Annotated in this window: 13 protein-coding genes; 7 read left to right on the forward strand and 6 right to left on the reverse strand. The window is 35.2% G+C overall.

Annotated elements, in window-relative coordinates; genetic code table 11:
• Nucleotides 1–106: 106 nt before the first annotated feature.
• Together KO502_RS07510 and KO502_RS07515 are read right to left on the reverse strand one after the other, a co-directional pair.
• Nucleotides 107–1,957 carry a nitrilase-related carbon-nitrogen hydrolase gene (locus tag KO502_RS07510; protein WP_216021961.1) on the reverse strand — a complete coding sequence of 617 codons (1,851 nt, stop codon included), beginning with the start codon at nt 1,955–1,957 and terminating at the stop codon, nt 107–109.
• 116 nt (nt 1,958–2,073) lie between these two features.
• Entirely contained in the window at nt 2,074–2,364 is a 291-nt protein-coding gene (locus tag KO502_RS07515; protein WP_216021962.1) for a DUF3817 domain-containing protein, read from the reverse strand.
• A 172-nt stretch (nt 2,365–2,536) separates the two neighbouring features.
• Between KO502_RS07515 and KO502_RS07520 the strand changes: the two genes are divergently transcribed.
• The 5 genes from KO502_RS07520 to arsJ all read left to right on the forward strand — a co-directional run bounded on the left by KO502_RS07520 (nt 2,537) and on the right by arsJ (nt 7,537).
• Nucleotides 2,537–3,445: a metalloregulator ArsR/SmtB family transcription factor gene (locus tag KO502_RS07520; RefSeq protein WP_216021963.1), complete on the forward strand. Its 909-nt coding sequence runs from the start codon at nt 2,537–2,539 to the stop codon at nt 3,443–3,445.
• Between the two features lie 81 nt (nt 3,446–3,526).
• Entirely contained in the window at nt 3,527–4,555 is a 1,029-nt protein-coding gene (arsB, locus tag KO502_RS07525) for an ACR3 family arsenite efflux transporter (protein WP_216021964.1), read from the forward strand.
• 104 nt (nt 4,556–4,659) lie between these two features.
• Entirely contained in the window at nt 4,660–5,166 is a 507-nt protein-coding gene (locus tag KO502_RS07530) for a tyrosine-protein phosphatase (RefSeq protein ID WP_216021965.1), read from the forward strand.
• 37 nt (nt 5,167–5,203) lie between these two features.
• Nucleotides 5,204–6,217 (forward strand): ArsJ-associated glyceraldehyde-3-phosphate dehydrogenase, encoded by a 1,014-nt coding sequence (locus KO502_RS07535; protein WP_216022027.1) that lies wholly within the window; start codon nt 5,204–5,206, stop codon nt 6,215–6,217.
• A 39-nt stretch (nt 6,218–6,256) separates the two neighbouring features.
• Nucleotides 6,257–7,537 carry an organoarsenical effux MFS transporter ArsJ gene (gene arsJ, locus KO502_RS07540; protein WP_216021966.1) on the forward strand — a complete coding sequence of 427 codons (1,281 nt, stop codon included), beginning with the start codon at nt 6,257–6,259 and terminating at the stop codon, nt 7,535–7,537.
• Between the two features lie 223 nt (nt 7,538–7,760).
• On the opposite strand, the gene KO502_RS07545 is transcribed toward arsJ, so the two are convergent.
• From KO502_RS07545 to KO502_RS07555, 3 genes are all read right to left on the reverse strand, one after another.
• Nucleotides 7,761–8,012 carry a hypothetical protein gene (locus KO502_RS07545; RefSeq protein ID WP_216021967.1) on the reverse strand — a complete coding sequence of 84 codons (252 nt, stop codon included), beginning with the start codon at nt 8,010–8,012 and terminating at the stop codon, nt 7,761–7,763.
• 57 nt (nt 8,013–8,069) lie between these two features.
• Nucleotides 8,070–8,612: a redoxin domain-containing protein gene (locus KO502_RS07550; RefSeq protein WP_216021968.1), complete on the reverse strand. Its 543-nt coding sequence runs from the start codon at nt 8,610–8,612 to the stop codon at nt 8,070–8,072.
• Nucleotides 8,613–8,875: 263 nt separating this feature from the next.
• Entirely contained in the window at nt 8,876–10,051 is a 1,176-nt protein-coding gene (locus tag KO502_RS07555; RefSeq protein ID WP_216021969.1) for a cell division protein FtsZ, read from the reverse strand.
• A 548-nt stretch (nt 10,052–10,599) separates the two neighbouring features.
• Between KO502_RS07555 and KO502_RS07560 the strand changes: the two genes are divergently transcribed.
• On the forward strand, nt 10,600–11,022 hold the full coding sequence (locus tag KO502_RS07560; RefSeq protein WP_216021970.1) for a type II toxin-antitoxin system HicB family antitoxin: 423 nt from the start codon (nt 10,600–10,602) through the stop codon (nt 11,020–11,022).
• 424 nt (nt 11,023–11,446) lie between these two features.
• On the opposite strand, the gene KO502_RS07565 is transcribed toward KO502_RS07560, so the two are convergent.
• Complete coding sequence (locus KO502_RS07565) at nt 11,447–12,130, reverse strand: response regulator transcription factor (RefSeq protein WP_216021971.1); 684 nt, start codon at nt 12,128–12,130, stop codon at nt 11,447–11,449.
• Between the two features lie 189 nt (nt 12,131–12,319).
• Between KO502_RS07565 and KO502_RS07570 the strand changes: the two genes are divergently transcribed.
• Complete coding sequence (locus KO502_RS07570; protein WP_216021972.1) at nt 12,320–14,350, forward strand: TonB-dependent receptor; 2,031 nt, start codon at nt 12,320–12,322, stop codon at nt 14,348–14,350.
• The last annotated feature ends 152 nt before the right edge of the window (nt 14,351–14,502 follow it).

Raw genomic sequence — 14,502 nt, forward strand, 5'->3', positions numbered from 1 at the left:
TATAAGCATTTAACACTTTGTCATTAGCGCTCTAAATAATTCTTTATTAAAAAACTGTTACTTTAAAGCTGTTACTTTTTACGCAAGCTTACTTAATAATTAATAGTTAACGGTCAGCCGCTATAGGATGGACAACAGCTTTAGTTATTTTACCAAATTGTTCTTTAACAATGGGCTCGTTGAGATAACCTGTAAACTTTCGGCTGCGCCATTGCGGTAATAAAGCAGTATTACCTTTGCTATTAGCATTAACAATATTATTCACCATTAAATCAGTCGACACACTACGGTTAAAATCAACGCTTAAGTTAATAATTAAGCCTGTTGATTTTTGCTCTTTCGTTTTATTTTTACGGTAAATATTATCTTTATCTACATAAGTATCTACCGTTGCTTTAGCAAAGCTTTTCTCACGGCTAGCGGCAACAATACAAATTCTATTTTCAGTTGCTCGAGCTAATAAATTATATTCAACTTCAATAGCTTCCTGAATATCAAAGGGTGCTAATAACAACTGCCCTCCACTTTTAGCTGTTAGCTCAAACATTTCAGCAATATTGACATCATCAGCGGTAAGCATGGCTAGCTTCACTATACCTTGCTCTAAAGGTAACGCTATTATATTGAGTTTATTAGCTAAGACAGTCCATTGATAACGTTTACAAAAATGCAGTTGTTGTTGAGATGCGATTACGCCTTTATTACCAATGATCACAGCTTTGTGTACATCATTGTCAATAATACTTGTACACACATACTGAAACGGCCTGAGCACTGCGCTCACTTGTGTTATTAGCTGCTGACATAAATGCGCTATTTTTTGTCGTTGTTGTGCATTATGAGTAATTGTTTTATCAGCAATAAAAAATAGCTCTGGTAATTGAATAATATCACTGAGGTTATTTTCAATATAATGACAAACATCTTCAATTGCTTCTTCATCTGGCTTATAAGTAGCAAATATCGCAACATTTGCCGTGGCGGCTGTTGTTACTTTGTTTTCGCTATTCTTTATTACGGCAGTTACTTCGCTTTGTTTTTGACTATTTAAATAAAGTTCTGGCCGGCGTTGTTGTTCGATTAAAGTGCTATCAGGACGCTGCTTGCTGCTTAACCCGAGTTTTTTTTCTGCCGCTAAATCGATATCAGCAAAAGTAAACCCTTCATCGTTATGATTTAATTTGGCAAGTACGATACCTTGTGGTGAAATAATTTGGCTTTGCCCTGCACCGATTAAATATTGTTGGATAATCTTGTTTTGTGGCTCGTCATTTACATTATCACTGTGATACAAAGCACCTACTTTGTTCGCTGTTGCGAAAAATACATTGTTGTCACTAGCTCTAACAAAGTCGTGTACCTTGCTTTGGTCTATAGCAAAGGTATTAATCGAATTACAAAGTAATTTAGCCCCAGCTAACACTAATTGACGCGATACAGCATGCTCCATACTGTCATCCCCCGATAATAAAGCAAGATTAACCTCTCGCTCAGATTCATTAAACGGTATTGATATAACGTTTGCTATGTCATTACCCTTTATAAAATAGTGACTTTCATGGGGGCTTAATTTTTGTTTATCTTGGCTGTGTATTAGTTTTCCATTGGGTGCCAGTAAACAAGAGGTAATACTAATATTAGATTTAACCAAACCATCATCAGTATTGCGGGAGCTATCTCGTTGTAAACTCACATTCAGTATAATGTAGCAATGATACTTTTTAGCTTGTGCCGCTATTGTTGCAATAAACTCTCCATCAATTGCCACAGCCTCTTGCCAGGCTTGATTGTGATCTACATACGAAGGTAAAACATGGGAAAATTGTGTATTACAATATTCAGGTAGCACGATTAAATCGGGCTTACATACGGATATTTCGTCAATCATACGCTTACAAGTAGCAAGGTTATGGTGAATATTTGAAGTAATAGCAAACTGTGAAACGGCTACGCGCATGTTTTATTCCAAGTAAATGAGTCTGAGAAGTAATTTGATATGTTAGCCCAAGGCAAACTGTTATGTAATGTTTAGCTTACTATTGTGATTTATAAAACGATAAGCTCGGTGGTTCATTATATGTTGTGTTCAGAGCTGACTTTTTTTAGCTCTTTTTCAATAAATAACTCAACAGCAATAAAAGCAAACGGAATAAGTGATGCGATGAAGACTAATAACCATACAAATATTGACCAACTGCGTTTATGAGCCACATAGAATGACAAAATAATATAGCTAACAAATAAAGCACCGTGTGCCATACCTATAGCAAATACATATTCTCTATTAATGAAACCAAGTGTCACGCTAAGAATAAGTAAATATGAAAAACCTTCTAACAAGCTGACTAACCTAAATGCTTTCACAGCAACCTCTTCAACTGAGTACCATAATTTTATGGGCGCTATAATACCCTATAACTAGCTAAAAAACTTAATCCTTTAGCGCTTGTTTCTTGATGAATAACAAACAACAAAACTTTACATATGAAATTTCATATATATAATATTATTTATATTTTATTAAGTGGTAAAACTTATGAAAAAATTAAAATCCCTCAAAAAACAAAAAATACTTTTTCTCTGCACAGGTAACTCTGCAAGATCACAAATGGCTGAAGCTTTATTAAAACATAAGGCTGGAAATCAATTTGAAGTATTTAGTGCGGGTACATTACCTGAGCAAGTCGATGAACGTGCCATTGACGCCTTAAGTAAGTTTGGCTTAAACACTTCTGAGTTGGTCTCCAAAGATATCTCTGTATTTGAAGAAACAAAATTTGATTATGTGATCACCCTTTGTGATAAAGCGAATACTGAATGTAGAAATTATCCTAATGCTAAAAAGCAACTCGCTTGGGATTTTCCAGATCCAAAAGATCGCGCTGGTAGTAATGCTTTTTCAGTCACACTTAATGAATTAAATAATCGTTTATCAATGTTTTTATTAGTCGAAGACAAAGCATTACCTAATGCAAATGATGAACAAATAAGTGCTAATTCCAATGTAACAGCGGATGCAAATGCAGTAGACAGTAAATTACATAAAATAGATAACGATCTTAGTCAATTTGAAGATGAAAACGATACATTAACGGATATTATTCCAACAGATTTCTTCAAATGTTTAACCGATGAGATTCGTTTAAAAACATTAATGCTTGGTCATTATCATGGTGAACTTTGTGTGTGTGAATTGATGGAATCTTTAGACGAAGACTGCCAACCAAAAGTATCGCGTAACCTTGCTGTTCTAAAAAGAGCACGCGTTATTGTTGATAGAAAGCACGGCCAGTGGGTGTTTTATCGAATCAACCCTAAATTACCTCTGTGGGCTAAATCAATCATAGCGTACACAACAGAAAATAATATTCCTTTAATAAGTGAAGAGCTATTACGTCTAAGTGTGATGAAAAATAGGCCTGGGAAAAGTGATTTCTGTAAGTAATTGGCAATAATTTTTAAAGCATATTAAAGGCAAAGTTAAGGGCTTACTTAACTTAAAAAATATATAAAAAAGGAAATGAACATGGGTGTTTTTGAGCGTTACTTATCAGTTTGGGTAGGATTAAGTATTATCGCTGGTGTTGCTTTAGGTTTATGGCAGCCTGATGTTTTTCAAACAATTGCCAACCTTGAAATAGCACACGTTAATATTGTGGTTGCTGTTTTTATTTGGGTAATGATTTACCCAATGATGGTACAAATTGATTTTTCCGCCATTAAAGATGTTGGTAAAAACCCAAAAGGTTTAGTGTTAACTGTTGTCGTTAATTGGTTGATAAAGCCTTTTACTATGGCCGCTTTAGGTTGGTTATTTTTTAATGGCTTATTTGCTGATTTAGTCGACCCTACTTCTGCACAAGAATACATCGCCGGTATGATTTTATTAGGTGTTGCGCCCTGCACCGCCATGGTATTCATTTGGTCACAATTAACCAAAGGTGATGCAAACTATACCTTAGTACAAGTCTCAGTAAATGATGTGATCATGATTTTTGCTTTTGCGCCTATTTCTGCATTATTGCTAGGTGTTAGTGATATTCAAGTACCTTGGGAAACCTTACTTATCTCAGTGGTACTTTATGTATTGCTGCCGTTAGTTGCAGGTATTATCACCCGTAAAAAATTAAACAGTGCTAATAGTAAAGCTGATAACGGTAAATCACTTGAACAGTTTTTAGCTGCGATGAAACCTTGGTCTGTTATCGGCTTATTAGCAACGGTGGTTTTATTGTTTGGTTTTCAAGCTGAGACGATTGTTTCAGATCCACTCACCATTGGCTTAATTGCTATTCCGTTAATGATTCAAACTTACGGCATTTTCTTAATTGTTTTTATCGCCGCAAAATTGATGAAATTACCGCACAAGATTGCAGGCCCTGCGTGTTTAATTGGTACTTCAAACTTTTTTGAATTAGCAGTAGCGGTTGCTATCTCATTATTTGGCTTACATTCAGGTGCCGCACTCGCCACGGTTGTGGGTGTATTAGTTGAAGTGCCTGTGATGTTGTCATTGGTTTATATCATTAATAAAAGTAAACATTTATTTAAGTAGTGGAAACAACGTATTTAATTTTAAGTTAGATATTTTTTAATAAACAACGCGTGTAGCAATAGTAAGCACGCTTTATTCATCATACAAAATTACAAGGTTATACCATGCAAACTCATCCTTTTGATATTTTAACCCTAGACGATTCGGCCAATGAAAATAGCGCGAAACTTATTTTCACTCCTTGCCCAGGGACGAAAGAAGCCAACTTAGAAGACTCTATTGCCACACTTAAATCAGCAGGTACCGATATGTTGCTGACATTAATGTTTGATGACGAAATGGAGAAAAACTCAGCGCTTAACTTACCTGATGAATGTGCCAAACATGGTATTGAATGGGTGCAGCTGCCTATTTTAGATGATGCCGCGCCAGACGAAGTGTTTGCAACACAATGGCGAGCTTATAAAGCCAATATCCTTAACGTAATAAATAACAAAGGTACTATTGCCGTACATTGCAAAGGTGGCTCTGGCAGAACAGGTTTGGTTATTGGACTAATCATGTTAGCGACAGGTTTATCTGGCGATAAAGTTATCAGCGAAGTACAAAAAATTCGCCCTAACTCACTTAAAAATCCAGTGCAACTTAACTACTTCAACTCGTATTTATAACAAATGACTTTTAACCGACAATTTTAGGAGCAAAATGATGACAATTAAAATAGGAATTAACGGCTTTGGTCGTATGGGACGTTTATCTATGCGTGCAGCGTACGATTGGGATGATGTTGAAATTGTTCATATTAACGATCCCGCTGGAGATGCTGAAACACTGGCACATTTAATGACCTTTGATTCAGTACAAGGACGTTGGCATCATCAAGCAACGGCTAATGGCAACGTTATGATGATTAATGGGAAGGCTATTACGTGTACACAAAATAAAGCGACAGAAGACACAGATTGGTCTAAATGTGACGTTGTTATTGAAGCGTCGGGAAAAATTAAAACCAAAGCGCTTTTACAAGCTTATTTAAAACAAGGCGTTAAGCGTGTTGTTGTGACCGCTCCGGTTAAAGAAGATGGCGTATTAAACGTTGTTATGGGTGTAAATGATGACTTATATGACAAAGCCATTCATCCAATAGTGACTGCCGCTTCATGTACCACTAACTGTATTGCCCCTGTGGTAAAAGTTATTCATGAAAAACTAGGTATAAAACACGGTTCAATTACCACGATTCATAACATTACCAATACACAAACCATTATTGATGCGCCGCATAAAGATCTACGCCGTGCACGCTCGTGTGGTACTAGCTTAATTCCAACAACCACAGGCTCTGCTACCGCAATTACCCATATTTTTCCTGAGCTTAAAGGTAAATTAAATGGTCACGCTATTCGCGTTCCTTTAACCAATGCCTCTATTACCGATTGTGTGTTTGAATTAAATAAAAACACTACCGCGGAAGAAGTTAATCAATTACTAAAAGAAGCTGCTGATGGTGAGTTAAAAGGTATTTTAGGTTATGAAGAGCGTCCATTAGTCTCTGTTGATTATAAAGGCGATCCGCGTTCAAGCATTGTTGATGCGCTTTCAACCATGGTTGTTAATGATACCCAAGTGAAAATTTACGTGTGGTATGACAACGAATGGGGTTACGCAAACCGCACCGCAGAGCTTGCTCGCATGGTTGGTTTAGCTGACTTAGCCAATTAAATTTTTTAATCAATTTTGAGTTACTAAAGGAATATCCCTATGGGGCTTTTATCGTTTAAATCATTGTCATTGCAAAACTTGTCAACGCAAGTGAAGCAATATTTGGTGATAACGGGAAATTATTGGGCATTTACCCTAACTGATGGCGCACTGCGCATGTTAGTCGTGTTGTATTTTCATCAATTAGGTTACAGCCCACTAAATATTGCCATGTTGTTTTTGTTTTATGAAATCTTTGGCGTGATCACCAACTTGGTTGGTGGTTGGTTGGGCGCAAGGCTTGGTTTGAATAAAACCATGAATATTGGTTTGAGTTTGCAAATTATTGCCTTGGCCATGCTTGCCGTACCTGCAGAAATGCTTACTGTTGTTTATGTAATGATTGCCCAAGCATTGTCAGGTATAGCCAAAGACTTAAATAAAATGAGCGCTAAAAGCTCCATTAAGCTTTTAGTTCCGCAAGAAGCTGAAGATGGCGAAGCACGCTTATATAAGTGGATTGCTATCTTAACAGGATCTAAAAACGCCTTAAAAGGGGTTGGCTTTTTCCTCGGTGGTTTATTACTTACCTTAATTGGATTTAAAGGTGCGGTAATATTAATGGCGGTTGTTTTAGCGCTAGTGTGGGTATTTAGTTTAATCACCTTAAAAGAAGATTTAGGTAAAGCAAGTTACAAGCCTAAATTTAATGAAATATTCTCTAAAAGCCCAGCTATCAATACGTTATCTGCTGCTCGTATGTTTTTATTCGGTGCTCGTGATGTTTGGTTTGTGGTGGCGTTACCGGTATTTTTAGCCGTTACTTTTGGTTGGAATCATTGGTGGGTTGGTACCTTTATGGCAAGCTGGGTAATAGGCTATGGCATAGTGCAATCTGTCGCGCCAATGTTAACGGGTAAAAGTGACGGTAAAGTACCATCAGGTAAAGCGGCATTTATGTGGGCAAGTTACTTAACAGTTATTCCTGCTGCGATTGCCCTCACCTTGTATTATGATTTTTATATTCAAATATCAATCATTGTTGGCTTATTAATTTTTGGTGCGGTGTTTGCCGTAAACTCATCACTACATAGTTACCTTATTGTAAGTTACGCCGGTAAAGATGGTGTATCACTTGATGTTGGTTTTTACTATATGGCAAACGCGATGGGAAGATTAATAGGTACAGTGCTTTCTGGCTGGGTTTATCAAGAATATGGTTTAGCTGCCTGTTTATGGATATCGTGTGGATTTTTAGCCACCGCATCTTTATTGTCATTAAAGTTGCCTAATATTTCACAACCTCAAGTTAACATTAATACAAAGACTAACGCGGCGTAGTGTAGTAGCTGCTCTTAGCGCAATACAAAAATAAGTAACCTGAAATAAGGATGATTCAGGTTATACCAGTTTCATTAATTAGGTGGTCTATTATATACACAGTAAAAATCATCAAATACAAGGCATTTATTTAACTAACTAGTTATTCTAATTATTAAATAAATAACGCCGTAGTTGGTGATTTTAGTCAGTAGAAATAATCACATAATTATTGAGATTGGTATTAATTATGCCATACCTTTCCGCCTATCATCTTAAAAGCTGGCGTACCTCTAACTAAACAATCTCGAGCAAATTGCTTTTCACATTGCGGACATACGCAGGGTGTTTCAGTAAAATCTTGGCTGATCCGCTCTTTAAAACATTTAACCAAAGCGCCCTTACCGCCTTTTCTATATTTGAAAAGCAGAAAGTTACAGCTTTTACAAAATATATCGACGGTTTTTGTCGGACCTTTTTTATTGGGTTTTGCCATTAAATATATGCCATTAAGCCATTGCCATTAAGTATTTACTATTTAAGGAATAACCGGTTACATAACTTTTTTAGCTACACCTAAAGCCCCTAGCGTATTAGCCATATCTTCTGCGGCAGTTTTTGGTGAAACATCATCATCAATTTTAATGATCTTACCTTCTTTAGAAATATAGAAAGTCACACGACTGGCAACTCGAACAAAATTTAATACATCGTATGCTTTAGCTGTTTCTTTCGTCGGATCGCTTAACATAGGAAAGTCTGCACCGGTTTTTTCTGCAAAGTCACGATTATCATCTAGTGGATCGACACTCGCCATAAAATAACTTACGTCATATTCACGAATTAAATGGCCTTGCTCGGTTAACGATTTACATTCGATAGTACAGCCACGGGTATTTGCCATAGGATACCAAGCAAGTACCACTGCTTGTTTACCTTGGTAATCGCTTAGTTGATAAAACTCACCGGTAGTTGCTTGTAAATTAAAGTTAGGTGCATCATCACCTACTTTAAGATCGGTCGCTAGCGCAGAAAAACCAATAACGCTGGCGAGACTACATATTAATTTAATCGAACTTTTAATTTTATTTTTCATGGTGACTTCTCATATAGTTATTTTCAAAATGGCATTAATCCAACTAATTCCAAACTAACCCCAATTAAGCCAAATTAAGCATTAATTTGAATTCAGCTAAACAGCTAAGCGCTGTAGGAGTTTTAAGGTATGTACTGTTATTTTTTGATATCCAATATATAAGATATACGTAGCAACAAATAATAGGATCACATTATTTGTTGCTATGTGCCAGTAATAACTACCAACAATTACCATGAGTATTATTTCATTGCAGCAAATCGTTACAAGCGGTTAATTGCCATTAACTTTCGGGTAATAGCCGGAATGTCAGTTAATGACTCTCCTTGATTAACAAAACTTAATTCATCATCTAAGTATTCTGGAGCGGTAGAATAGTCAACAGAAGTCTTTTTTATGTCAGGCACTGTTGTGTCAGCCTCAGTTGTAGACATCAACGGTGTTTGCTCAGCTATTTTTATTGTTGGTTTTACTGTTGTATCGCTGCTAATGCCAGATCCTATAATCAATATTTCTATTTCAGAAGACAAGTTTGGATCTAAGGTAACCCCTGGTACTATTAATACTGATTGATTAGTGATTTTAGTGCGGATATGGTCAATTAAGCCATTATATGTTGAGAGTTTCGGCTCAGACTTACAAAATAGCTGAAAGATGATCCCTTTAGCAGTATCAATGTTTGCGATAGAAACTAATGGATTATTCAGGGCTTGATCAAGAGCATCAAAAGCTTCTTCTTCTGAATTGGCCTTGCCAACGCCTAATATCGATTCACCTTCGTACGATAATATGGTTGAAAAGTCATTCTTATCAACATTAACGTAGCCTGTTTCATTTAACATTTGTACCAAAGCTATTAATAAGTTTTTTAACACTTCATTACTTTGGTTAAAGGCTGAGAATAAGCCAACGCTTTCTCCTAATCCTTTTAATAACAAATCATTAGATAAGGTGATAAAAGCATGGATAGGCTCTTTTATATCGTCAATGCCTTGTAATGCATAATCTAATCGCTTTTGCCCTTCTGACTCAAAAGGTAGAGTAACAATAGCTAAGCAATTGATCTTTAGCTCTCGACATATTTTAGCAACTAACGGACTTGCACCTGTACCCGTACCACCACCAAAACCTGCAGTAATAATAACAATATCACTATCAACAATAGCATTGCGTAACAGCTCTTCACTTTCCTGTGCTGCTTGAAAACCAATATCAGGATCAGCACCTGCACCGTAACCATTGGTTAGGTTCTCGCCAATCAGGATCTTCTTTTCTACATTGATACTATTAAGTGCTGCTAGATCAGTATTTACAGCGATTAAGTTTACTTGCCCTGATAAATTGTTTTCGTGCAGCATATTAACGGTGTTGCAACCACAGCCGCCAATACCGATGACTGTTATTAATAATTCTGGATTACCGTGTAAAAGTTCTTTCATAATAGTCCCTATGAATAGCCTAATAAATAGTAAAATTATTTGTCTAAATTAAATTTTAAGTAGACAAATACGGCCTAATTTTTAATGCAATAATTGTTCAATAAAACGACAGAAAAACGCGTCATAATCTGTACATTTATAAACCAATATTAGGTCTTACTGATGATAATTTTAACTACATTGTATTTTCATTATAGAGATCAAACCCACCACGATCCACATAAAAGATAACTCTTAGATCTCTTTTATGATCCTTACCCTTTATCTTGTCACTTACTCAATTTTATAGTCATTTTTCAATAGTTATCTGACTTAATATTTATTACTTAAAAATAAACCCTAATTTAATTGTAGCTCTAAAAAATAGTAAACAGTCACCTACCTAAAAACATTAGAGTTATTAGAACCCCAAACAAAAACAACAAGGAGTTATCAGGGTTATAGATACAATTAACAAAGGGGTTGTCAGGGTTACTAATGTATTTACATTCAGGGTCATTAGGGTTATCATGGTTTTTACCCTGTTTTAGTGCTGTTAGGAGCTAAAAATGAACTATGCTGTGATGTTTATATTTGATGAAAAAAAAGACGATTATCAGGTGTCTATTCCTGACTTACCAGGCTGTGGAATTAGTGCTAAATCGATTGATTTAGGTATTGAAGAAATTACCAAATCGATAAAATCTCATTTAGCGATTTTGGCTGAATATGGAGAGAAAGTGCCAAACGCAACTAGCTTAGAATTACATAGAAAAAATTATATGCAGGAAAACCCATATACCTTTGCCCAAGCTTTTTGGGCAATAGTGAGTATAGATATAACGCCCTACTTGGGTAAAAGTCATAAAATAAATGTGACTTTGCCTGAATTATTGATCAGCCAAATTGATGAGAAGGTAAGTAAGTCGACGGATTATAAAACCCGTTCAGGTTTTATTGCCAGTGCCTGCTTTGCAGAGCTAGCGAAGTAAAATAATTGATAGATATTTACCTAAAAATTAAAATTAAGTTCACTTCAAGAGTTAATGATTACAAGTAAGTGTCGAAGACAAAAAAATCCGCTCAATTAACCTTGAGCGGATTTTTTGTATTGTATATCACTGTTCACATTTTAATGGTTGTCTTTAGAAGCTACGTGCTTATCTAATTACTTCGTTGAATGTAAGCCAAAATATTACCTTCAGTATCGATAGCCAGTGAAATATTTCCAAGTTCTCCAATAGACATTTTGCTTTGTTAAACCTTCCTCTGTCGCAATTAAATCCGTTTAAAACTGAATAAGTTTTAACCTGAAATATCAGCAGAGCCTAATATGAGTGAAAAAGGTTAACAAAACACTGCTGACTCGAGAATAATAAACATGCATTTTTAAAGAGTTAAGGCTTAAAACTGAAATCAAGAAAAGTTAACTTTGCTTAAATTATCTCTCTTTTCTTCAAACAGATAACCTTTATTTCTTATCGTTAATATTACATCTTTTGAAAAACCAGAACTCTTTAATTTACGACGCATATTACTGATATGCATATCTAAGTTACGATCTAGTATTGAATACTCTGTTCGTAATACTGCTCTTTGCAACTCTTCTTTTGAAACAGTTTTATTTTTGTTCTTAATTAAATGGTTCATCAAACCATTTTCTGTATTTGTAAAAGGGACTTCCTCAATTGCTTGCCTAAACCGCTCTGTGGATATTTGAGTTTTATAGGTAGACCTTGTCAATAAAGTACGTCTAAGTAAAGATTTCACTCTCATTAATAATTCCATATTATTGAAAGGCTTTGCTAAGCATTGATCTACACCTGCATCAAAAGCTTTTATTCTTGAGTGTTCATTATTATTAGTTAATAACATTAATATAGATAAAGTAAACTGTTGACTCACTTCTTTAATTATTTGCAAGCTATTAAAATTAGGTGTGATTATATCAAGTAATAATAAATCAATATTCACTTCACTTAATATAGGGTTCACTTCTTCAATAGTGGTAGCGATATAAAGTTGATATGGCTCTGTTAATATTTCTTGTAATAAGTTACGAGTTAGCAAGTCAGCTGCACAAATGAGTATTGACGGCATAAAAAACACCCCATGCAAATAGAAATTGTTATTATTATCCTTTAAATACAAAGATAAATGCAAGAAAAATCACTTAATGCTTTCTAATAATCTCGCCTTCTATTTGTAAAGATTGTAAAAAAACTGCAAACGATAACAATTATCATTTAGACTGCGCAAAATTATTTAAACACATAAGGTTTGTTCAACATGAAAATAGGTTATTTATCATTAATAATAGCAGCTGCCCTAAGTAATCAAGCGTATGCTAATGATATACAAGTATTAGAAACTAGCAAAGTTACTAGCCAAAAAGGCGATGATATCGAAGTTTCTAAAGAAAGATTAGAAGAAACTCAAACGACTGATATTAAAGGGATATTTAAAGAATCTGTTGGTATCAATGTCAGTAATAGTACTCCTTATAGCCAAAAAGTATACTTACGTAGTGTTGAAGAACATTCAGCTAATGTAACCATAGATGGTGCTCGCCAAGACGGTCAAATGTTCCACCATTCTGGAAATACGATGGTTGATGCATCTATGTTAAAAGCTGTTTCTGTTGAGCTAGGTGCTTCATCTGTACTTAGTGGCTACGGCGCTAACGTCGGTGCAATTAAATATGAAACAATGGATCCGTTAGATATTTTAGGTCCTGAACAAAAATTTGGTTTTAAAGCCACTGCTGGTATGGATACAGCAACTGAATATAGAACATTTAGTTTAAGCACTTACGGAAGATTAACCGATAACTTTAGTGCCCTAGCCGCTTTAAATTGGAGTGAATCAGGTGATATTGAAACACCTGATCAAGATCCTATTGTTAATAAACATAGTGAATTAGAAAGTGGTTTACTTAAACTTGTATATGACTTTAGTGATGTTGAACAACTTGATTTTTCAGCACAACGCTACGATGACAGTGGTTACAGAACACTTTCAGGAGAAAAACCAGGGGCTACAACAATCGATGAAGCGTTAGGCTTTAATGGTTATGTACGTGATACATACACCCTTAATTATCATAACAGTAGCGATAATCCTCTATTAGACTTATCGGTAAATGCTTATTTTAATGAACAAAAAATGGTTAGAGGTGGGAGCGAAGCTCCATATCAACCGGGTGGTAGTGATGTAGCATTAGGGACAATAGCAACACCAGATCGTGATTACTCATACAAAACAATAGGCTTAGAAATTCGCAATACCTTTATAATAAATGATATTGCTTGGACCGGTGGTATTGAAAGTTTTAAATCTGAACAGGCTGTTAGTGCTCGTAATTTAGAGATTATCAGCTTAGACGACGGCACTACTATGTCAAATGACCTATCTCTTAATACCACTCCTGAAGCATCTTTAATTGGTGCATATATACAAGCCGAATTATTATTTGGCGATGTAACAATCACACCGGGTGTTCGTTATGATGATTATAAATTAGGCGGATCTTACGATAATTCATTTAATCAATTTTCGCCTAAATTAACGGTTGACTGGCAAGCTAATGACAGTCTGATGCTTGGCTTCGATTATGGCCGTATTTTTAAAGGGCCTGGTTTACCGGAAACATTAACGCTCTCTGGCGGAGTAATAGATTCAAGCGATGCTAAAGCTGAAACAGGTAATCATTACGAATTTAACCTTATTCAAGATTTATCAAGTACGTTAAATGTTGATAGCGCTAATTTTTACCTAAATGTTTATCACTTTATTATTGATAATTATTACCACCCTACTAAAAATAATGCCCTTACAAGTAACTATGACTTATCGATGACAGGTACTGAAGCTGGCTTTAGATTAAATCATCAAGCGTATAGTACTTATATAGCTTATAGCTATGACAAAGGTGAAAACGCTTACCCGAATTACACTACTGACAATTTATATTCAGGTACCAATACTGTAAAAATAGGCGCTACTTATCAAGCTTCTGATTTTGTTGTTATTGGCTTTGACAGCGAATTTGCAAGTGGTGTTAATTTAGATGAAACATTTATTGAAGATGGAAACCTTGAAACAGCTGATATTAAAAAGAGCGGTTATGGGATAACTAATATCTGGCTTGATTATCAAGTATCACAATTTGACGGTTTATCTGTACAAGTAGCTGTTGAGAATTTATTTGATAAGGCATATCAAAACCATGAAAGTTTTGGCATGTATTTCGGTGATGCTGATTATAACGATAACGAAGTTGGTCGTAATTTCAAAGTTACAGCTAGTTATCAATTTTAATTAAGTAATACTCTTAATAAATGCAAATAGGTAATTTTTGAAACGTCATCTTTGAAGTGTTGATATAATCTCAATGATATTTTAATAAATGGGTTTCCGACAAGAAACCTCGAAGATGACGTTTTAGAACCAAGTGCATAGGAATGTTAATA

This window comes from Colwellia sp. E2M01 (assembly GCF_018860585.1).
Classification (GTDB): domain Bacteria; phylum Pseudomonadota; class Gammaproteobacteria; order Enterobacterales; family Alteromonadaceae; genus Colwellia.

Coding starts and splice junctions, on each gene's coding strand:
- KO502_RS07510 (WP_216021961.1), bottom strand. CDS start 1,957: ATGCGCGTAGCCGTTTCACAGTTTGCTATTACTTCAAATATTCACCAT.
- KO502_RS07520 (WP_216021963.1), top strand. CDS start 2,537: ATGAAAAAATTAAAATCCCTCAAAAAACAAAAAATACTTTTTCTCTGC.
- arsB (WP_216021964.1), top strand. CDS start 3,527: ATGGGTGTTTTTGAGCGTTACTTATCAGTTTGGGTAGGATTAAGTATT.
- KO502_RS07530 (WP_216021965.1), top strand. CDS start 4,660: ATGCAAACTCATCCTTTTGATATTTTAACCCTAGACGATTCGGCCAAT.
- KO502_RS07535 (WP_216022027.1), top strand. CDS start 5,204: ATGACAATTAAAATAGGAATTAACGGCTTTGGTCGTATGGGACGTTTA.
- arsJ (WP_216021966.1), top strand. CDS start 6,257: ATGGGGCTTTTATCGTTTAAATCATTGTCATTGCAAAACTTGTCAACG.
- KO502_RS07545 (WP_216021967.1), bottom strand. CDS start 8,012: ATGGCAAAACCCAATAAAAAAGGTCCGACAAAAACCGTCGATATATTT.
- KO502_RS07550 (WP_216021968.1), bottom strand. CDS start 8,612: ATGAAAAATAAAATTAAAAGTTCGATTAAATTAATATGTAGTCTCGCC.
- KO502_RS07555 (WP_216021969.1), bottom strand. CDS start 10,051: ATGAAAGAACTTTTACACGGTAATCCAGAATTATTAATAACAGTCATC.
- KO502_RS07560 (WP_216021970.1), top strand. CDS start 10,600: ATGAACTATGCTGTGATGTTTATATTTGATGAAAAAAAAGACGATTAT.
- KO502_RS07565 (WP_216021971.1), bottom strand. CDS start 12,130: ATGCCGTCAATACTCATTTGTGCAGCTGACTTGCTAACTCGTAACTTA.
- KO502_RS07570 (WP_216021972.1), top strand. CDS start 12,320: ATGAAAATAGGTTATTTATCATTAATAATAGCAGCTGCCCTAAGTAAT.